The 21,692-nt window shown below is 39.0% G+C and carries 15 protein-coding genes and 1 pseudogene; 13 read left to right on the top strand and 3 right to left on the bottom strand.

The annotated features are described in order from the left end of the window. Positions 1 to 9: 9 nt before the first annotated feature. The 8 genes from BK579_RS07965 to BK579_RS08000 all read left to right on the top strand — a co-directional run bounded on the left by BK579_RS07965 (position 10) and on the right by BK579_RS08000 (position 9,988). Positions 10 to 852, top strand: coding sequence for a carbohydrate ABC transporter permease (locus BK579_RS07965; protein WP_078544681.1), 843 nt, complete (start codon positions 10 to 12; stop codon positions 850 to 852). 360 nt (positions 853 to 1,212) lie between these two features. After that, a complete protein-coding gene (locus tag BK579_RS07970) occupies positions 1,213 to 2,379 on the top strand; it encodes a Gfo/Idh/MocA family protein (protein ID WP_078544682.1) in 1,167 nt (388 codons plus the stop codon). 223 nt (positions 2,380 to 2,602) lie between these two features. After that, the gene (locus BK579_RS07975) at positions 2,603 to 3,718 is read left to right on the top strand and encodes a Gfo/Idh/MocA family protein (protein WP_078544683.1); all 1,116 of its coding nucleotides are present in this window, start codon (positions 2,603 to 2,605) and stop codon (positions 3,716 to 3,718) included. A gap of 24 nt (positions 3,719 to 3,742) precedes the next feature. Continuing rightward, a complete protein-coding gene (locus BK579_RS07980; protein ID WP_169891093.1) occupies positions 3,743 to 4,501 on the top strand; it encodes a sugar phosphate isomerase/epimerase family protein in 759 nt (252 codons plus the stop codon). Positions 4,502 to 4,581: 80 nt separating this feature from the next. Beyond that, positions 4,582 to 5,259 carry an ABC transporter ATP-binding protein gene (locus tag BK579_RS07985; protein WP_078544685.1) on the top strand — a complete coding sequence of 226 codons (678 nt, stop codon included), beginning with the start codon at positions 4,582 to 4,584 and terminating at the stop codon, positions 5,257 to 5,259. Next, positions 5,246 to 6,277: an efflux RND transporter periplasmic adaptor subunit gene (locus BK579_RS07990; RefSeq protein ID WP_169891094.1), complete on the top strand. Its 1,032-nt coding sequence runs from the start codon at positions 5,246 to 5,248 to the stop codon at positions 6,275 to 6,277. The genes BK579_RS07985 and BK579_RS07990 overlap by 14 nt, the downstream gene beginning before the upstream one ends. A gap of 15 nt (positions 6,278 to 6,292) precedes the next feature. Continuing rightward, positions 6,293 to 9,103 (top strand): FtsX-like permease family protein, encoded by a 2,811-nt coding sequence (locus BK579_RS07995; RefSeq protein ID WP_078544687.1) that lies wholly within the window; start codon positions 6,293 to 6,295, stop codon positions 9,101 to 9,103. Then, positions 9,104 to 9,988 carry an ABC transporter ATP-binding protein gene (locus BK579_RS08000; protein WP_078544688.1) on the top strand — a complete coding sequence of 295 codons (885 nt, stop codon included), beginning with the start codon at positions 9,104 to 9,106 and terminating at the stop codon, positions 9,986 to 9,988. A 501-nt stretch (positions 9,989 to 10,489) separates the two neighbouring features. On the opposite strand, the gene BK579_RS08010 is transcribed toward BK579_RS08000, so the two are convergent. After that, the gene (locus tag BK579_RS08010) at positions 10,490 to 11,095 is read right to left on the bottom strand and encodes a YesL family protein (RefSeq protein ID WP_078544690.1); all 606 of its coding nucleotides are present in this window, start codon (positions 11,093 to 11,095) and stop codon (positions 10,490 to 10,492) included. An 88-nt stretch (positions 11,096 to 11,183) separates the two neighbouring features. Here BK579_RS08010 and BK579_RS08015 point away from each other — a divergent pair, with 88 nt between their 5' ends. The 5 genes and pseudogenes from BK579_RS08015 (at position 11,184) to BK579_RS08035 (ending at position 18,556) form a co-directional block, all read left to right on the top strand. Beyond that, the gene (locus BK579_RS08015) at positions 11,184 to 13,232 is read left to right on the top strand and encodes a beta-galactosidase (RefSeq protein ID WP_078544691.1); all 2,049 of its coding nucleotides are present in this window, start codon (positions 11,184 to 11,186) and stop codon (positions 13,230 to 13,232) included. 137 nt (positions 13,233 to 13,369) lie between these two features. Continuing rightward, on the top strand, positions 13,370 to 14,095 hold the full coding sequence (locus tag BK579_RS08020) for an alpha/beta hydrolase family protein (protein WP_139365068.1): 726 nt from the start codon (positions 13,370 to 13,372) through the stop codon (positions 14,093 to 14,095). A 311-nt stretch (positions 14,096 to 14,406) separates the two neighbouring features. After that, positions 14,407 to 14,706: pseudogene (locus BK579_RS08025) on the top strand (DUF6036 family nucleotidyltransferase); the annotation flags it as partial. 97 nt (positions 14,707 to 14,803) lie between these two features. Beyond that, a complete protein-coding gene (locus BK579_RS08030; protein ID WP_078544693.1) occupies positions 14,804 to 15,301 on the top strand; it encodes a hypothetical protein in 498 nt (165 codons plus the stop codon). Between the two features lie 297 nt (positions 15,302 to 15,598). Next, the gene (locus tag BK579_RS08035; protein WP_078544694.1) at positions 15,599 to 18,556 is read left to right on the top strand and encodes a M14 family metallopeptidase; all 2,958 of its coding nucleotides are present in this window, start codon (positions 15,599 to 15,601) and stop codon (positions 18,554 to 18,556) included. A gap of 125 nt (positions 18,557 to 18,681) precedes the next feature. Here BK579_RS08035 and BK579_RS08040 read toward each other — a convergent pair whose 3' ends face one another. Then, on the bottom strand, positions 18,682 to 20,052 hold the full coding sequence (locus tag BK579_RS08040; RefSeq protein WP_078544695.1) for a (Fe-S)-binding protein: 1,371 nt from the start codon (positions 20,050 to 20,052) through the stop codon (positions 18,682 to 18,684). Next, a complete protein-coding gene (gene glcD, locus BK579_RS08045) occupies positions 20,049 to 21,467 on the bottom strand; it encodes a glycolate oxidase subunit GlcD (RefSeq protein WP_078544696.1) in 1,419 nt (472 codons plus the stop codon). The genes BK579_RS08040 and glcD overlap by 4 nt, the downstream gene beginning before the upstream one ends. Between the last annotated feature and the right edge of the window lie 225 nt (positions 21,468 to 21,692).

Consider the following 21,692-nt stretch of genomic DNA (forward strand, 5'->3'; position numbering starts at 1 on the left):
TGAGTGTATATGAAGGAAGTAGGAGTAAAATGGTATAGTCCAGGAAAGATTATCACTTATTTATTATTAATTATTATTACATTTTTATCTATTTTCCCATTTTATTGGATGTTTGTAATTGGTTCTCATCACACTTCAGCAGTAAATAAGTTCCCACCGGCGATGCTACCTGGTGCAAACTTTTTCGAAAATGCCGGCAAGGTCTTTGATAATATCCAATTTTTCCAAGCAATTATAAACTCTGTAATTGCCTCAACTGCGATTACAGCAGCCGTTTTATTCTTTTGCTCATTATCAGGATTTGCTTTTGCCAAATTAAACTTCAAGTGGAAGAATGGTTTATTTGTCTTTATTATTGCGACAATGATGGTTCCTTCTCAATTGGGGCTTATTCCATCTTATATGATTATAAGTAAACTAGGGTGGATTAATAGTTTAAATGCCATTATTGTGCCGGCAATGGTAAACGCTTTCGGAGTGTTCTGGATGAGACAATATATCATGGCAACCATTCCTAATGAACTGATGGATGCAGGTCGGATCGATGGATGCTCAAATTTCCGGTTATATTGGAGTGTTGTCCTACCATCCGTTCGTCCAGCGATGGCAACACTAGGATTAATCACATTTATGAACGTTTGGAATGATTTTTTGTGGCCTTTAGTTGTATTAAAAGACCGAAGTGTTCACACCATTCAAATTGCACTTCGTACACTTAATGGCGCCTATTACCAAGATTTTGCAATGATCTTAGCAGGTACCTTTATGGCAACCGTTCCGATTTTAATCGTCTTTTTAATGTTTAGTAAGCAGTTTATTTCGGGGTTAACTGAAGGGTCTGTGAAAAATTAGGGTAGCCCCCTTCATCCAGGCGTCCAGGCGAAAACAAGTAGGAAGTAAATATTTGGCCTCTATGATTCAGTTGCTCAATAGAAAATAAGGAGAAAGTAAATCATAGGGCCTTTTTGATTTAGTTGCTGAAGCGAAAACAAGGGGAAAGTGAATCATAGGCTCTCTATGATTTACTTACCGAGGCGAAAACAAGGTGGAAGTAAATCATAGGGCCTTTATGATTTAGTTGCTGAAGAGGAAACAAGGAGAAAGTGAATCATAGGGCCTCTATGATTTAGTTGCCGAGGCGAAAACAAGGAGAAAGTAAGTCATAGGGTCTATTTTCAAGATAGACACCAACAAAAAAAGAAGGTGAAATCAATGAACGAAAAGAAACAAATACGTGTAGGAATGATAGGTTACAAGTTCATGGGGAAAGCCCATAGTCTTGCTTATCGAAATCTACCTTTTTATTTTGACACAGATGCAATTCCCATCACGCAGGCTATTTCCGGGCGCAATGAAGAGAATGTCAAACAAGCAGCCGAAAAGATGGGATGGGCCTCATATGAAACAGATTGGCGTCGATTAATTGAACGTGATGACATTGATTTGATTGATATCGTGGCTCCAAACGACTCACATGCAGAAATGGTGATTGCTGCTGCTGAAGCTGGAAAGCATATCATTTGTGAAAAACCACTTGCGATGACCGTTGAACAAGCAGAACGAATGCTTGAAGCGGTTGAGAAAAATAAAGTCGTACATATGATTTGTCATAACTATCGATTTGCTCCAGCTGTACAGTTTGCAAAAAAGCTGATTAAGGAAGGAAGATTAGGAAAAATACGCCATATCCGTGCAACCTATCTACAGGATTGGATTATGGACCCGAATTTCCCACTCACATGGAGGCTACGTAAAGATGTGACTGGAACAGGGACGTTGGGGGATATCGCTGCCCATAGTATCGATTTAGCTAGATTCCTAGTAGGTGAGTTTACAGAGGTTGTCGGAATGATGGAAACCTTCATTAAGGAGCGTCCTATCGGAGAGATGACTGGGGGCTTAAGTGGAAAGGTAGAAGGTGGGGAAATGGGAGAAGTCGATGTAGACGATGCTGCTGCTTTTATGGCTCGATTTGAAAACGGTGCTCTTGGAGTGTTTGAAGCAACTAGACTTGCTGGGGGAAATCGAAATGGCAACCGCTTTGAAATTAACGGAGAGTTAGGCTCGATTCGCTGGGACATGGAAAATATGAATAACCTACAAGTGTACTTTGATCAGGATGAACATGGTCTGCAAGGCTTTCGAACAATTAATTGTACAGAAGAATACCATCCTTTCGCAGGTGCCTATTGGCCAGCAGGTCATATAATCGGCTATGAACACACTTTTATTAATCTATTCACCGAGTTAATGAATGGGATAGCAACAGGTAAAAGCCCCGAACCTAATTTCGTGGACGGCCTAAAGAACCAAAAAGTATTACATGCAATAGAAGAGTCGGCTAAAAAGAAATCATGGGTAGAAATAGAACGAAGCTAATTGAATTCGCACCATCGAGTGTGAAAAGTTTTACACTCAGTGTGGAATGAGCGGAGAGCCACTCGACTCCTGTGGGATCTAGCGGTTACGTGAGACCCCGCAGGAGCCAAAAGCGACGAGGAGGCTCACGAACCGCCCCACGGAAAGCGAGTGGATCGCAGCTCATGGAACTCCACTATCTAGGTTCGTTTCAGGGTAAATAGATTATTATGGAGGGATTACATTGAAAAAAGTAAAAGTAGGTATCATAGGCTGCGGGAACATAAGTGCAATCTACTTACAAGCCCCAAAAACACTTGAAATATTAGACGTTATAGCCGTTGCCGACATCGATGTGGAACGGGCAAAATCCAAAGCAGAAGAATACGGCATCAGCAAGGCTTATACAGTGGAAGAGCTCCTAGCAGATCCAGAAGTTGAAATTGTCATCAATCTAACGATACCAGGTGCTCATTTTGAAGTATGTATGAAAGCTCTTGAAGCTGGAAAGCATGTATATGTTGAAAAACCACTCTCGATCGAGCTTGAAGATGGTAAAAAACTATTGCAAGTAGCTGTGGAAAAAGGTCTTCGAGTAGGGTGTGCTCCAGATACCTTTTTAGGTGGTGGCCTACAAACATGCAGAAAGCTAGTGGATGATGGTTGGATTGGTGAGCCAATTGCAGCAACTGCTTTTATGATGGGAAATGGACCAGAGGGGTGGCATCCGGATCCAGAGTTTTTTTATAAAAAAGGCGGAGGACCGATGCTTGATATCGGACCTTATTATCTAACAGCACTCATCAATCTTATCGGACCTATTAAGCGAATCACTGGTTCAGCGCGGGCATCATTCCCAGAGCGGACGATATTAAGTCAGCCAAAATATAAGCAGAAAATTACTGTTGATGTACCAACACATACAACCGGAATCATCGATTTTGAAGGTGGTGCGATTGCCACTTTGATTACAAGCTTTGATATTTTTGGAGGGTCTAAGCTTCCGCGCATTGAGTTATATGGGACAGAGGGAACATTAGTGGTCCCTGATCCAAATGAGTTTGGCGGCCCTATTTTTATAAAACGTCGTGGAGAGAAGGAGTGGTCTCAAGTTCCACTTTCACATGGCTTTACAGAAAATAGCCGTGGGATCGGTGTGGCAGATATGGCGTTTGCGATCGTAAATAATCGACCACATCGTGCTAGTGGAGAACTAGCCAATCACGTGTTAGAAGCGATGCACGCGTTTCATCTTGCATCTGAAACTGGACAGCACTATGAGATGACAACAAGCTGTGAACGCCCTGCACCTTTTCCGGTAGGCTTAACAAAAGAAACGCTTGAATTAATTAATCGTTAACAAAACTATTTGGAGGTAATGAATATGGCGAAAATAGGTTTACAACTCTACTCCGTTCGGGACAGTGCAGCAGAGGACTTTTTAGGAACAGTAAGTCAGGTAGCAGAAATGGGGTATGATGGAATTCAATTTGCTGGATTTTTTGATACACCTTCTCATGAACTTAAGAGAGTACTAGATGAAAAAGGAATCGTCCCTGCAGGTGGTCACTTGGGGCTAGATGTTTTAAAAGGAGAATTCTTAGAAAAAACACTTCAATATAATAAAGAGATTGGAAACGATTTAATTATATGTCCGTATTTACCTGAAGAGCTTAGGAGGACAGAAGAGGATTATAAAAAAATTGCCCAGGAATTAAATGAAATTGGCTTAAAGTGTAAGGAACATGGCTTTCGTTTTGCTTATCATAATCATGATTTTGAGTTTCAAACGCTGGGAAAACAGACAGGATTTGAACTTTTATTCCAACAAACGGATCCTGAGTTAGTAAAAATGGAACTGGATTGCTATTGGGCCACTTTTGCAGGACTTGATCCGCGCAAAATTATTGAGTCATATGGTGACCGTGTCGTTTCTCTACATATTAAAGACATGAAAGTGGTGAATGGTAAAAAGCGTAGTATTGAAATTGGGTCAGGTGAGTTAGACATTGATGGACTACTACAGGTTGGAAATGACATAGGTGTTGAATGGTATATTATCGAACAGGAGCAATTCGATGGTGACCCGATGGAAAGCTCAGCTATTAATATTAAAAACTTACATTCACTCGTAAAACAGTAATTTAACCATAGGAAAAGAGTAGGAATCATCTCTTTTCCTATTTTTATATGTAACTTAGGGTTTAGCTGGAGGTGAGTTCGATGAATTCGTTTATTGATGTAAAAGGGGTTCAGCGAGATTTTGGTCAGGGAAATCAAACAATCTCTGTTCTTAAGGGGATAAATCTTTCGATTGATCAGCATCAAATGATTGCCTTAAAAGGAAGGTCTGGCTCTGGAAAAACCACACTTTTGAATTTAATAGGGGGCTTGGATCAACCAACAAAGGGAGAAATCTATGTTGATGGTCAACAAATTAATACCTTAAGTGATCGGGAATGTTCCGAATATAGAAGAACGAATATCGGCTTTATTTTTCAATCACATGGACTGGTTCCTCTAATGACAGTTGAGGAGAATGTGGAATTTAGTCTTCGAGTAGCTGAAATACCTAGAGAAGAATGGAAGACTCGTGTGGAAGAAGCGTTAGAGCTTGTTGGATTAACGAAAAGAATGAAGCATCTGCCACTAGAAATATCCGGTGGTGAACAACAAAGGGTAGCGATTGCACGTGCAATCGCAGTCTGTCCCGTTCTCATTTTAGCCGATGAACCTACTGCTGAATTAGACAGTAAACGGTCATATCAATTAATTAATGTATTACAAGAGCTTGTACAGGAGAAAAAAACGACGATTATCATGACCACCCACGATCCAGCGATTCTAGAAATGCTTGACCATGTCTATCAATTGGAGGATGGAAGAATTGAAGCTGTATAGACGATATCGATTGGCAGTGTTGATGATTATTACATTTTTACTATTGTTTCCGTTATCAGCATGTTCACTTCTTCCTAAAGAAGAGCCTGTCCTTGCACCTCCGTTAGTAGAACCTGCAACAATCGATTATGATACGGTAACGATAAAAACGGGGGACATTGTAAAGCGAGTAAAAGGGATGGGTACGATTGTGCCGCTAGATCATCAGCCATTGTCCTTTACACAATCAGGCGGAAGAATAAAGAAAATCCATGTAACAAAGGGAGATGCTGTGAAAAAGGGTCAGGTGTTGGCAGAAGTCGATACAGGGAATCTACAGTATCAACTCGAGTTAGCAAGGATTAACTTAAAAAAGGCGGATTTACGACTAAAACAGCTCCAATCACAACGCTCTGATACATATACGATTGACATGGCGAAGTTAGATCAACAAGGCATTGAAATTCAAATCCGTCAGCTTGAGGGAGAACTAACTAACTCATCAATCGTCTCACCTCTTACAGGAATGGTTACGTTTGTAACAGAGTTAAAGATAGGCGATCTGATACAGGCATTTGAACCAGTTGTCCAGATTGCCGACACGTCTAAGCTGCAAGTCATTTATACGGCTACAGGAGCTGAAGAATTAACGGATATAAAAATTGGTATGAAAGCAGCGTTAAGTGTGGATGGTAAATCGTTAGAAGGAAAAATAACCCAAACCCCACGGGATGTCCCAAAAGAACTGTTGGAAAAAGATCCTGATCTTTATCAAAGAAGCATCTTTATCTCACTAAATGATATACCAAAGGAAGCAGAGGTAGGAAGCTCCATTGATCTTGAAATCATTACTGCGAAAAAAGAGAATGTATTAATTTTACCAAAAAGTGCGCTTCGAAGCTCAGGAGGACGTCAATATGTTCATGTGTTTGTAGAAGAAGCAAAACGCGAGGTCGATATTGAGGTAGGAATTGTATCAGCTACAGAGGTAGAAGTGATAAGTGGCTTGGATGAAGGTGATACCGTTATTTTAAAATAAAGGGAGGAGAGCTGCATGACAATTATTAAAATTATCATCAGAAAAATGCTAAGTAATCGATGGCTAACTGGCAGCTTATTCCTCGGATTACTGATCACGGTGTCACTAGTCTCGAGCATTCCGACTTATACCTCGAGTGTTTTACACAAGCTGTTAGTGAGTGAGCTTGAAGATTATCAAATCAAGCAAGGGCAGTTTCCTGGGGAGTTCTCATTTTTAACGAATTTTTCGGAGTCAACCGATGTCGATTCTCTTAAGAAAATAGGAGAAATCAATGATGGAATGATTAGTGATGTGGGTTTGCCGGCTTTAGCAAAAACATTGATTTTAAGCACTCATCCATATGAAATTAAGTTAGGTGAAAACAGTGACCAACCATTTGGCCGAATGGTGAGTATGACTAACATTGAAAACCATATTACGATAACCGATGGTGAATTTCCACAATCCTCTAAGGATGACATCATTCAAGTGTTAGTACCTGAAAAGGCATTACAGAAGAGAGGAATCGTTTTAAACTCACAATTGACGTTAAAAGATGGCGAAGAAACGCTCACCATTCAGCCAGTAGGGACCTTTCGGGCGAAGGAAACAAATGACCCTTATTGGTCGATTCCACCGGAACGTTATACAGATGATTTTATTGTTGTGGAAGAACTGTTTCAGCAGTTGTTTTTAAAAGATGGGGTGTTAGCGTCTGCACGCTTTTATACAGCATTTGACTATCACTTGATCCAAGAAAAACAAAGTCAGAAGCTATTAAACTTAGAAAATCGTTTAAAGTCAGAAGTAAGTGAAGTGAATAAAGAACCGATCATCATCCAATTTCCAATTCATGATCTATTGGTTAGCTATTTAAGTAAAGGGAAGCAGTTAACCATCATGTTTTGGTCACTAAACATACCAGTGATCATCATGCTCGGTTTATATTTGTTCATGGTATCGCGCTTAATTGTTGAACGGCAGCTGACTGAAATTGCCGTTTTATCAAGCAGAGGTGCTAAAAGATCACAAATCATGATGATTTATTTTATCGAAGTCAGCATTCTTGGGATGGTTGCGGTAGTAATTGGTCCCATGATTGGATTCGCCTTTTGCAAATTCTTAGGTGCAACAAATGGTTTTCTTGAGTTTGTCCAGAGAGAACCACTTCAAGTTGCTGTGACGATGAAGTCTTATTTGTACGGAATATGCGCTATCCTTGTTTCAATGGTGATGGTGATGCTACCAGTCTATCAAGCTTCAAAAAAGAGTATTGTCCATCATAAGCAAACATTGACAAAGGCGATGGTTGCTCATGAATGGTATTCGCTACTTGTGGCGGTTCTCTTTTTAATTTTTTCAATATATGGTTTATTTGTATTTAAAAATAGACAGCCAGCTGCGCATGGAGAGGAGTTATTTGTTGATCCGATTCTCTTTTTCATTCCAGCGCTATTCATTATTGGTGTTGCGTTGCTATTCTTACAAATTTATCCTTTACTATTAAAGACTTTGTATCGTATAGGAGAGAAGTATTGGAGCTTATCATTGTTTAGTACGTTTATACAGGTTAGTCGATCATCAAGGCAGTATCAGTTTCTGATGCTTTTTCTAATGATGACGATTGGTATTGGAATCTTTAGTGCAAGCTCTGCACGTACATTGAATCTAAACCTTGAGCAGCAGATTCGCTATAAAAATGGAGCAGATCTTGTTTTAGACGTCAAATGGGAAAGTACTAGCATTCAGTCACTTCCTGTATCAGGATCCACGACTCCAGCTACCTCAGAAACCGAGGAAAATGCTGTGACCGAGAAAGACGTTGTGTATTCAGAACCACCATTTGATCCTTTTTTAAAACTAGAAGAAGTTGAACATGCTGCAAAAGTTTTACAAAAAGATGATATAACGGTTGAAGCAAAAGGGAAATCTCTCTTTTCAATGAAGTTAATGGGAATTGAGCCAAATGAGTTTGGTCAAACGGCTTGGTTTAAATCATCTTTACTTCCGTCTCATTGGTATGGCTATTTAAACTTGTTAGCAGCCGAACCCAGCTCAGTGTTAATCTCTAGTAAAATAGCAGATTCATTAGATGTAACAACCGGTGATTATTTAACGTTAAAAGATTCATCATCAAACTCAATGGAAGTAGTCATATATGAAATTATGGACTATTGGCCGACATTTAACCCCTCCCTTAAAAATGAAGATGGAGGAGAAGCGGGACTGATTGTGGCGAACCTTCCATATGTACAAAACAGAATGTCACTTGAGCCTTATCAAGTATGGCTGAAGGTAAAAGAAGAGAAATCAAGAGCAACTTTGTACGAAAGTGTGAAAAAAGCAGAAATCCCAGTTATCAATATAAGTGATATCCATCCAAAGCTAGTAGAGTTGAAAAATAGCGCCTTTCTACTAGGGTTAAATGGTACCCTTTCACTAGGTTTCTTGATTTCGGTAGGGATTGCGTTCGTAGGTTTTTTACTTTATTGGATTTTAACAATCCAAGCACGAACTCTTCAATATGGGATTTACCGTGCAATGGGTGTGCCATTAAGAAAATTAATAGCTATCTTAGTTTATGAGCAGTTGTTTACATCAGGGGTTGCAGCGGTTTTAGGCCTGATCATCGGAGGAATAACAAGTATCTTATATGTTCCCTTATTTCAAATTTCCTTTGATCCACAGCAAATGGTACCACCTTTTCAAGTAATCTTTGATCCAAGTGATGAACGGAAGATTTATGTATTTGTTACATTGATGTTGGTGATTGGCTTAACCATTTTTATTTTATTTTTAAAGAAGCTGAACATTCATCAAGCCGTAAAGTTAGGTGAGGATTAAATGATACTTTGTCAAAATCTATTAAAGATTTATAAGGTCGATGACGATCATGAAGTGATGGCATTACAAGGGCTTGATTTAGAGGTTGAACAAGGCGAATTCATGGGGATTATTGGAACCAGTGGGAGCGGGAAATCGACTTTATTAAACATTCTTGGGGGACTAGATCGTCCAACTGCAGGCACGTGCAGCATTGATGGGAAAGATTTAGTGAAGATGTCTGATAAAGAGCTTGTGAGATATAAACTAGAAACCGTAGGGTTTGTTTGGCAAAATAACGCAAGAAATCTTATTCCATATTTAACTGCGATGGAAAACGTCGAGCTTCCAATGCTTCTAAAAGGAAAACAAAGCCGTGAACGAGCAAGGGAGCTTCTTGAACTAGTGGGAATGGGTCATCGATTAAATAGTAAGTTAAGCATGCTCTCTGGTGGTGAACAGCAACGAGTAGCGATTTCGATTGCACTTGCTAATAGCCCTAGATTATTACTAGCAGATGAACCAACAGGAAGTGTGGATTCGAAAACAGCTGATGTCATTTTAGATGTGTTTCGTGAAATCAACCGTAGCCTAAATGTTACCATTGTCATCGTGACTCATGATACTGAACTGATGAAAAAAATGGATCGAGTCGTCGCGATTCGCAATGGAAAAACATCAAGTGAAATCATAAGACGTACTTTTGATGAAATGGAAGGAATCGAGCAGCAGCAAGGAAACACACTAGAGGACACACATGTAGAGTTAGCTGTCATTGACAAAGCGGGTAGAATTCAAGTGCCTCGAGACTACCTAAACGCGATTGGTCTTGAAAAAGAGAAAGCGAATAAACTAGAGGTTAAATTAGAGAATGGGAAGATTATTTTAGTGAATCCGAAACGGTAAGGGCTATTGTCGTAAGTAATGTAATCAGGCACTGGCTTTGATTCCCTTATTAGGGCTTTTGGCGAGAGAAAGGGAATCAAACAACGTCTTTCGTTCCCTTGCACCGGTGTTTGGCGGGAGAAAGGGAATCAAACAACGTCTTTCGTTCCCTTGCACCGGCTTTTGGCGAGAGAAAGGGAATGAAACAGCGCCTTTCGTTCCCTTGCACCGGCTTTTGGCAAGAGAAAGGGAATGAAACAGCGCCTTTCGTTCCCTTGCACCGGCTTTGGCAAGAGAAAGGGAATGAAACAGCGCCTTTCGTTCCCTTGCACCGGCTTTGGCAAGAGAAAGGGAATGAAACAGCGCCTTTCGTTCCCTTGCACCGGCGTTTGGCGAGAGAAAGGGAATCAGACACCGCCTTTCGTTCCCTTGCACCGGCTTTTGGCGAGAGAAAGGGAATCAAACAGCGTCTTTCGTTCCCTTCCGACGGCTTTTGGCAAGAGAAAGGGAATCAAACAGCGCCTATAAATCTAATTTTACCGAGCTACTAATCTTTTCAAAAGCATGGTTACAGATTAAGTAGACTAAATACGCTCCTGAACTGAAGCTAACTAAAGTGGTGTAGGGAATCCATAAAAAGAGTACACCGATCCCTAAAATAACGAGTACACCAAGTAATGTATAAGGAAAAAATGTCATCGAATAGATGAATGAGTTCTTCATTACCTGAAAGGTTCGTAGCTCGTAATTCACCATAACGGGAAACAAAAAGATTGTCGTTGAAAGAAGTAGAAAGCAAGCAAGAAAAAACACAGGGAAAAATAATAGCTTATATGATTCTAAGCTCGAGATGATGGTATAATTCATGTATAGTATGAAAGCGAATACAAACCAAAACATCCCAATGATAAAGCTTTGCTTAAAGTTGTCTTTGAATAAAGTAAAGAAAACCCTGAAAAGAGTGCTCTCATCTTTTTGTGTCCATTTTCGAACCACACCGAATAGTGCAGCTGTTGCTGGGAAGATCGTGATTAGTGGTAAACAACATAGAAACCATACGAGATTTAATAAGAAGACATTTGAAACAATTTCTAGAAATCGTACAAAACGACTGTTAAATAAGGTCATAATCGTATCTCCCACTATTTTTTAAATTTTCTATAAATCTATCATATTTGTTCTAAAATTAAAACGCAATCCTAGGAGGCTAAATCAAATGAAAAAATCACTAGTTAATCAAACGATTCAGCTTGGTGTTTGTTATTACCCAGAGCACTGGAATGAAGAGCTTTGGGAGGATGATTTTAAACGAATGAAGGACCTTAATTTCTCAGTTGTGAGGATGGCTGAATTTGCATGGTCTATTTTCGAACCTGAGGAAGCTCAATTTAGCTTTGAATTCTTTGACCGGGTGCTAGATCTAGCTCATCAATATGGATTAAAAGTAGTTTTAGGTACACCAACAGCTACACCGCCAGCCTGGCTTACATATAAATATCCTGAGGTACTGAATGTTTCGCAGGAAGGTGTTCAATATCAGCATGGTCAGCGCCGTCATTATAACTATAATTCTCCAATCTATCAGGAACTATCTGCGAGAATTGTTGAGAAAATGGCAGAGCATTATAAGAGTCATCCGGCAGTCATTGGTTGGCAGATTGATAATGAATTAAATTGTGAAATCAATGTTTTTTACTCAGAAGCAGATCATACGGCTTTTCGTTCTTGGGTAAAAAATAAATATGATAGTCTTGAAAAACTAAATCAAGCATGGGGTACGGTGTTCTGGAATCAAACGTATACAGAGTGGGAACAGGTCCATTTAACAAGGCCGACTGTCAGTGATTCACCGAACCCTCATCAAGCTCTTGATGAAAAACGCTTCATCTCAGATAGTGCAATCTCTTACGCAGAGCTTCAGGAAAAAATTATCCGAAAGCATGTGGGCGATAAGCAGTGGGTAACAACAAATGGTCTTTTTGGTCATTTAGATAATCATAAAATGACAGATGAGCTATTAGACTTTTTTGCTTATGATTCTTATCCGAATTTCAGCACGATCTATCCTGATACAGGTGAAAAACCGTTACTGGACCGAAAGTGGAGCTGGAACTTAAGTACCGTTCGTAGTATTTCACCTAATTTTGCGGTGTTTGAACAGCAATCTGGCCCTGGTGGGTGGGTGAATCGAATGGAGCAGCCATCTCCAAAGCCAGGTCAAATGAGATTGTGGACATATCAATCGATTGCCAATGGTGCAGATATGGTGTTGTATTTCAGATGGAGAACAGCAACAATGGGAACGGAAATTTACTGGCATGGACTAAATGATTACCACAATCAGCCAAACCGACGTATAAAGGAAGTCTCTCAGATTAGCGAGGAATTACAAAAAATTGGGGAGAAAATTGCAGGATCTACCTATAAAGCGGAAGTCGCAATCTTGAAAGATTATGAGAATGAATGGGACGGGGAATTAGATCTTTGGCATGGGCCACTTGAACAAAAAAGTGTGATGGCATGGTTTAAAGCGCTTCAATACAACCATGTTCCAGTGGATGCTTTTTATTTGAGTCAGGATACAAGCATAAACGACCTGGAAGGCTATAAAGTCCTTATTTATCCACACCCAACAATTTTAACGGAAGAAACAGCAAGTTTGTTACAAGAATTTGCAGAACAAGGCGGGACCGTGATTTTTGGCTGCCGCACAGGCTACAAAAACCTAGATGGACAGTGCTATATGAAACCATTCCCAGGACCAGTCTCCTCACTTTGTGGGGTAACAGTTGAAGACTTTTCATTAGTTGGTCCATATGAGAATGCACCAAGTATACAGATGGATGGGGAGCAACTTTCAGCTGATAGCTTTATTGAAGCATTAAAGGTGGAAAGTGAAGAAGCTGAAGTGATTGCAAGATTTGCGGAAGGATACATGAGCGAAAAGCCTGTTCTTGTGAAAAATCCTGTTGGAAAAGGTGCTAGCTATTATTATGGTAGTACATTTACACTTGGAACGGCGGAAAAACTCCTATCACTGTTAAACATATCAACGCCAATAGATTGGGTAAAAGCACCAGAAGCTGTTGAAATTGCGATCCGTAAAAAAGAAAACAACCAACCATTTGTGTTTTTATTAAATTATTCGAATCAAGAACAGGAAATCACCCTGTTACAAGAAGCAACAAATATGTTAACAGGTGACAGAGTTTCAGGTTCGGTGGTAATGGAGGCGTATGGTGTGATGGTGTTGGAGGGGAAATAAGGAAATTAGGGCCGAACCTTTTGGGGAGGCCCTATTAAGTATTACACTAAATTAATTAAAGATATGTGCCATAATTGCATTAAAATGGAATTATCCAGATATATAATTTAAATTGCTAAAAACATGGAGGAATAGAAGTGAGTAGTTACCAAAAAGAAATTGTGAAGATTAAACACCTTGGGAGAGAAATTTATACCGTCTCTTACATGCCTAATAGTAAGGAAAAGTGTCCTGTCGTCATTTTCAGCCACGGTTTTAATGGAACCAACGTAGATTTTGCTATGAATAGTGACTATTTGGCAAAAAATGGGGTGGGTGCAATCTGCTTCGATTTTTGTGGTGGCTCCGTCCATTCAAAGAGTGACCTTGAGACGAATGAAATGTCTATTTTTACTGAAAAAGAAGATCTATGTGCTGTTGTTGAAACCATAAAAAACTGGGAGTATGTTGATCCTGACAATATCTTTTTATTTGGAGGAAGTCAAGGTGGATTAGTGTCAGCATTAGTAGCTGATGAATATGCAGAGGAAATAAAAGGACTGTTATTGCTGTATCCAGCGCTATGTATAGCAGATGACTGGAATAAAAGGTTTCCAACACTTGCGAGTATCCCTGATTCACTTGAGGTATGGGGAGTTCTGTTGGGGAAAATATATTTTGAATATATTCATAATTTTAATGTGTTCGACCATATTGGGAAATTCAATAAAAATGTGTTGATTTTTCATGGCGATCAGGATGAAATTGTAACACTTGAATATGGGAAGAAAGCTGAAATGGTATATCCTCATGCTAGAATTGAAGTTTTTCCAGGAGAAGGTCACGGTTTTTCAGAAGAGAGTAAAAAAAAGTCGCTGAGATGACATATGAATTTGTAAAAGCAAATATTCAGTTGAAGTAGGTGCGCCAGTCCCCTTATTCGTTACAGTTTTAATGAATTAGGGAACTGGCACTTTCATCGAATTTAGATTACCACTTGTTCTGTCTCAGCATAAGTACATAAAGAACGAATAAAATGAGGATTGCTATTTTACCGAAATAGACAATGATTCTATAGATAACCAAGTCATTAGTAGGGTATAATTAAATAGTTATAATCTTAAGAAAATTAGTGAGGGTAAATTAAATGGTAGTGCATTTATGAGTAAACCAAAGTAATCTTCATGTAACTAGTGATATTGATGCCTTCATACGGATGGAACGAGAGGATCATAAGGTCCGTAGTGTTTTAGCAAAATACTCAGTGAGTAGTAGTATCGAAGGAGTTATGGAGCTTCCACCGATGGAGGATATCCTAGAGGAGTTCGAACGTTTAAATGTTGTATTTAATCATTTAGAGGTCTATTTGCCATCAACAGAGCATTTAATTCTTTCTAAAGTGTTTACAACTCGGCAAACAGAGAAAGATACCGAGGATCTATTAAAATCTGGAATTCTTGGCAAAGCTAATATAAAAAAGTTGAAAAATCTGTAAGATGAGTACGTGGGGTATACAGTATTACCGAGAAGTCGCTACAACGAATTAGATGACTTACTAGAAAAATGGGAGGAAATGAAAGGAGGATAAGGCGATGAAACATCGTGTAAAAGAAGATTTCTTTAATCGGGTTGAACAAGAACAAAGATATTTAGCGTACGGGGATTATTCTTTTGAGGAGTTGTTAAAAAAGAGCTTAAAAGACCGCCGAGTGAGAAATGTATTTGTTTTTTATGTGCTTTCGAAACAAGAATATTATCAAAAATTTATGCTTTTAGCAGAGCATAAGCACACGGTTCAGCGGCTAAGGTCTTCGCTTTATAAAGCTCTCTTAGAAGCAGAAAAGGATAGAGTTTACCAACCAAAAGTACGAAAATTAGCTCGGGAGTTACGTTATAAATACTTCAGTCGGTCACAAGTTGTAACATTTACCCAACGAAGGAACTATGACGAATCAAAAGAGATGGAAAAATTTTTTGTATCGGTAGCTAATCATATAGTGAACGAAAAAGAAGATGACTCGGAAAAAGAAGCCTATGTTGCCGAGCGAATGAAAGACATTGACTTTGACAATTTATTTATTAGTCGATAGGAATACACCCTTTAGAATAATACAGAGGGTGTATTTTTTGTGAATTCAACTTCTGAAACTATATTGGTATATTCGGATTCTGAGGAGGCCGGCCGATGGTGGTGGGCATACTGGTTGGAGTGGGGATGGATTATCAATATGTGGGATATCTTCTTATTATAAAATTTTTTGTTATAGTAAAAATATAATCAATTTAGAGAATATGGAGTAATGCAACGGTAGTTTTTCAAATAAGTTAAATGTTATTGGCTCTGTGATCATTTAAATCCAAATTTTAAATAAAAGGTTGTGTTTTACATGAAAGATTTAAAAGAGATTTGGAAGATAGGTAGTTTAGTAAAAGACCAAAATAATGACGGAGTCCCAGATGCTAGCAATGTTTCAATTCAGCTAACAGAGGATGTTAAAGCAATTGGTCTGATTGACTTTGCTGCAAGAATAGGGTTTGAAACAACTGCTATTTCCTTTGACTTTTTCAATCAAGAGAATACATGTGATTGGCTCATTTCCTTTGAAAAGTCTGAGGAGGAAACAGCATGTGTTGTAAAACCAGAAGGGCTTCTCTTTGTTTATAAAAATGAGGGTGAACTTAATCGGTTATTACAATATATGGCACATCACTGGCCAAGTGATTTCCCAACTAGTGACCCTGTGATCAAATTAAGTTATCAATCAGGGGAATTCTCTGTCTTTACAGGGACAGAAGTTTTTCCATTATCCGTCCCGAAGGATACTACGGCTAAGAAAGAGTACCTACATATCCAATCATTATCAGATTTTTGGAATGGAATTGGATTTCTCAATGTAGACGAAGCCTCTCCTTTTAATGAGACAAATGTCAGCTTTGAGTTTTTACAGCCTTGCTCTAATGAACTTTTACAAGAAGCTTGTTATCTAGCCGCACGAATTGGGATGATGTCGACATCACTTCATTTCCCACTCACCGATCGGAAAGAGCTGAGTGGAATCACATTTCAATTTGATGGTGAAGAGGAAGGGATTTTCTTTGACCCTGAATCTCAAATTCTTCAGTTCAAAGGAAATCAAGCGGTTGGCTATTTTGCGAGAGCGACCCATTTCTCAGAAGGTGGAAGCTATCTTTCATGGGAAAAAGAGAAAGTGATTCAGCCTGTCATAGATGAAGAACCGATGCTTCATCTAACATGGGAGGATCAGGGAGAAAAAGAAAGAGTGTTAGAGCTTTGTCAGCTACAAGCGAGTATGTGGCAGGAAGAAGACCAGCTAGATATTGAAATTTTTTTATCAGAACCTAAAGATGTTCGTCAAGAAGTAAACCAACAGCTCAAAAGCTTGTTTCCGAAGTGTCGCTCGGTTAAGGTTCGCTCTGCGTTCAAACCAGCTTATTGCTGGATTGAAGAAGACATCGTTCCTTTATTAAAGGACGAAGAAATAGGTAAAATTGTGATTGAATGTATAGAAGATTCACTTCCAGGACTTGAACTGCCAATCAGGTGGATTCAAGAACTGTATCCAATTGATCTTCTTTTAGAACGTGAGCTTAACATCTCAGCTGAAGATGTTGAATTTACATTAGTAGAAAACTCACAATCTACCTATAGTTTTATCGCGTATAACAGCTCAGGAGAAGTGTTGCTAGAAGAGAGGCTTACAGTTCCAGTAGCTGAATATGAGTATGTTGAAAAAGGAAAAAAGGTGTACCCAACAACAGGTCAATTGAAGATTAGTCGTCTTGGTAAGACTTTGTTTGAAGAAATTCTCATGACAGACCGTGAACGATTTTATCAGTATTATCAGCAGGAAGTGCTTGAGTTACTGTATTCAAAGATTGAAAGAAAAGAGGAAGGACAAGGCTTTACAATGCCTCTATTCGACCGGATTGAGGTGTCGGTCACGATGAGTGAGGAGGAAAAGAAACTAGATTTAGATGAAGAACGAATTTCCTCCATGGAAGCATTACACGAAGATGTCTATTTTAATACACTCGACTTTTTTATGCAAAAGGGAGAAGAAGAAAAGGGTAAGGGTTTCACTGCTCCTGGGGGAGTCCATCCATATATGAGGGCTGTAAAGCATGCAAAGCCTTTCGCTGAAATCATTGCATATCCTTGGAAGCCAAGAGTTAAGGAAAAGTGGGTGACTGAACAAATCACATTTTCACAGTACGGCCAGCCTGCTTTTGCTTTGGTAAAGGAAATACATTCCGGTAAAACAGCGACTATACCTATTACTCTACCTGTTCAAAAGAAAAGTGTAAGTAATTTTCATATTAGAGAGTGGTACCCTTCTGTGTCCTACCGAGGGAAAAAGCTACAAGTGTTAGAGGTGACGGCTGAAATCAATGAAGAGTTTTATTCTCCATTAAAGCTTACAGCTTATAAACCAACGATTTTTATCGAAGCAGGGCATCATGCTAATGAAGTGTCTAGTACTCCAGCGATCCTTCAACTAATAACTGAGTTTATGAGTGAGAAAAAGGAGATTTTACAGAAGGTAAATTTAGTCGTGTTACCAATCGCCAATCCCGATGGGTTAGCGCTACATCAAAGGATGGCTGCGGATAACCCAGAATGGAAGCATCATGCGGCTCGATATAATGCCGTCGGACTAGAACACCGTAATGTTCTCTATCAAGACACGGAATTTGGAGAAGCTGACGTAATTCCTGCCATCATGAAAAAATGGGCACCTGATGTGATCATTGATGATCATGGGATCCCTTCACATGAATGGGTTCAGCCTTTTGCTGGTTATAATAGTCCTCCAAGATTTCCGGTTTCCTATTGGATGCCAAATGCTTTAATCTATGGAATTGGCCGCGAGCTCCAAGGAGAGGCTGGGGCCTTACATGTGGAAAATTTACAGACGATTATTAAAAGTGTTCAAAATAAATTAGCGGGTACTGATATTGAAGAGAAAAACAAGTACTGGATGAAACGATATAAAAAATATGGTCATCAATGGCTCCCAGAGGTGTTTCCACTTGAAAACCATGAAAATCTAATTTTTTATACCTGGAAAACAGAGCCTAGTCCGGCTTCAACAAGTGCTGTTGCCAGATACCCAGAGTGGGTCGCTGCTGACATTATCTCTGAGGCAGCAGATGAAACAGTGTATGGAGAGGTTTTACAAGACTGTATACGTGGACATCAGTTATTTGATCTCGCTATTATGGAAACAATGATTCAACATCCACAGGAAATTAAACATGTGGTTACTGAGGAAAAACGAGAAGTGTATCGGGATAGGCCAATTCAGTTGAATGAGGTGGAATGAAATTCTTTGAAATAGGGTCATGTAATTGAACATAAAGCTGTCGCATTATCTAACTGAAGAATTCAGATGATCCTTAAATAACAAATCACAAAGGGACTCCATAGTTATGATGGAGTCCCTATACATTAAACACTTATTTTGGACTGCTCATTAATATCAGTCAACTCTTCCTTTGTCAGAGCGGTTTCATATGCTTCCAACAGCAAATCTACGATATGAACAGCTTTCATTTTTTTAGACAATCCCTCTTTTTCAATCCCTAGCTTCATTTGAAGTAGGCATCCTGGATTGGTTGTAACAACGGTTGTTGCACCTGTAGCGGTTGTGTGTTTCATTTTGTAATCTAATATTTTCATAGACATATCTGATTGAATAATATTATAAATTCCTGCTGAGCCACAGCAACGGTCTGCGTCCTTCATTTCAACAAAATGAGATCCATTGATAGATTCTAACAATAGTCTAGGTTCTGTATAAGTCTTTTGACCATTTCTGAGGTGACAAGAATCTTGATAGGTGATGATTTGACCAATAATATGAAGCGGTTTTTTGTGAAAATCAAGCTCTACAAGAATTCGTGTGATGTCTTTTATCTTTTCAGATAATTGTTTTGCCCGATCTGTCCATGCTGGATCATCTTTAAGTAAAAAATGGTAGTCTACTAGAAATGACCCACAGCCTCCAGCATTCGTAATAATATAATCGACATTAGCATCTTCAAAGGCCTGAATATTTCGTTTTGCCATTTCCTTTGCTTGATTCTTTTCTCCACTATGACCCTGAAGAGCACCACAGCATGCTTGATTTTCTGGTATGACAATTTCACATCCAGCATATTGGAGGAGTTTTGTTGTAGCACCATTCGTTTTAAGGAAAAGAGTATCCATTAAGCACCCAGAAAAGAAGGCTACTCTTTTTTTCTTTTGACCAACCGGCTCAAAATGACGTGGTCTGTTTTTCATTTCACTTTTACTCGGGACGTCAGGTAAAACCTTTTCCATGTAGGCAAGATGCTCCGGTAAAAGATTCATGATTCCACTTTTTCGAGTGAGTGATCTAAGGCCTGACTTTTGGTAAAAACCTAATAAACTAGTCATTGTAATCATTCTGTTTTGGTAGGGAAACAGCCCTTTTAATGTCGTTCTTCTGATAAATCTTGTGGAGATTGATAGTTTTTCATTTTGATAGATAATATCCCTAGCCTGCTCTAACAAATGGCCGTAGTTCACACCAGATGGGCAGACAGGTTCACATGCACGGCATCCTAGACACATATCCAGTGACTTTTTGACATCTTCGTCTGGTTCAATGTCTCCATCAACAACAGCCTTCATTAATGCGATTCTTCCTCGTGGAGAATGGACCTCATCACTGGTTTCTAGGTAAGTTGGACAACTTGGCAAACAGAAACCGCATCGCATACAATTCAGCAATTCATCATAATCCATTTTTTCTTGAAATTCTTTTTGTATTTTACTTCTTTGTTCTATATTCATGGGGTTTGGTTCACCACCACTCGTTTACGTTTGGACTTAGCAAATATTTTTCCCGGATTCATAATATTATTTGGATCAAAAGCCTTTTTAATAGCAGACATTGCTGAAATACCCTCTTCACCAAGTTTTAAATATAAATAAGGAGCCTTCATAGCACCTACGCCATGCTCCCCAGTAATCGTTCCACCTAGAGCAACTGCTTTCTCAAAAATCTTTTCAAACGCCTTTTCAACACGTTCAATTTCTTCCTTATTTCGAACATCTGTTAAACAGGTGGGGTGAAGATTTCCATCCCCTGCATGACCGAACGTACAGATTTCTAAGTCATATTCTTTTGCAATCTCATTAATTACTTTTACCATTTTTGCAATTTCTGACCTAGGGACAGTAGCATCCTCTAAAATGGTTGTGGGCTTTAATCGTGCAAGGGCAGATAACGCAGATCTCCTCGCTGTACGTAATTCATCAGCTTCCTTTTCGGATTGAGCTACTTTCACTTCAACAGCATGATTTTCCTTACAGATGAAAGAGATTTTTTCAATATCATTTTCAACCGATGCTCTTTCTCCGTCTTGTTCGATGAGTAAGACGGCTTTTACATTGGTAGGAAGTCCAATTTGTGAGAAATCCTCAACTACTTTAAGTGTAGGCTGGTCTAAAAATTCTAAGGTAGTAGGAATGATTTTATTTGCAATAATCTTTGAGACGGTTCTTGCTGCTGCATCCATATCCTGATAGAGGGCAAGTATTGTTTTTTTTGTTTCAGGCATTGGAACAAGTTTTAATGTAGCCTCTGTGATGATTCCTAATGTTCCTTCAGATCCAACAAAAAGCCGCGTTAAATCATATCCAGCAACATCTTTTGCTAATTTCCCACCCGTTCGAATGATATCGCCATTGGGTAACACCACTTCAAGGCCTAACACATAATCCCTGGTTACTCCGTATTTTAGTCCCCTTAATCCTCCGGAGTTTTCATTTATGTTTCCACCAATTTGGGAGATTTTCATGGAGCTAGGATCTGGTGGATAAAATAATCCCTTTGCTTCAACAGCCTTCATTAGCTCAAGCGTATTAACCCCAGGCTGTGTGGTTACAGTTAAGTTCTCTTCATCAATTTCAAGAATTTTATTAAAATGGTTGAACAATAGCACAATTCCACCCTTAAGTGGTGTTGTTCCTGCACTTAAATTTGTACCAGATCCTCTTGGGACAACCGGAATTTTTTCTTGATTACACAACTTGAGAATCTGGGAGACTTCTTTTTTATTTCGAGGAGAGATAATGGCGTCTGGCATCGCTTGGAATTGCGGGGTAGCATCATAGGAATAGGCTAGTTTACTGACATTGGAATCCTTGAAATTTTCTGCTCCCACCAATTTTATCAAACGTCTCTTTATCAACTCAGGTAACATGAACATTCTCCTTCATTAAATTTCTATTTTACAAAAAAACTTTTAGACAGTCCTAATAAGAGTTGAATTGTAAATGAGCCTCGTCTAACACAATTTGGAAATGTTTTACTCTTAGTTTTATTGTAGTCCATATGAGAATGAGATGAATAGATGTTTATATTTAATAAATTTATGTGATTTTACGACATTGTAGGCTAGACTTCCATGCGAATGAGTATTTGCACC

It is taken from the genome of Litchfieldia alkalitelluris (assembly GCF_002019645.1).
Taxonomy (GTDB): domain Bacteria; phylum Bacillota; class Bacilli; order Bacillales; family Bacillaceae_L; genus Litchfieldia; species Litchfieldia alkalitelluris.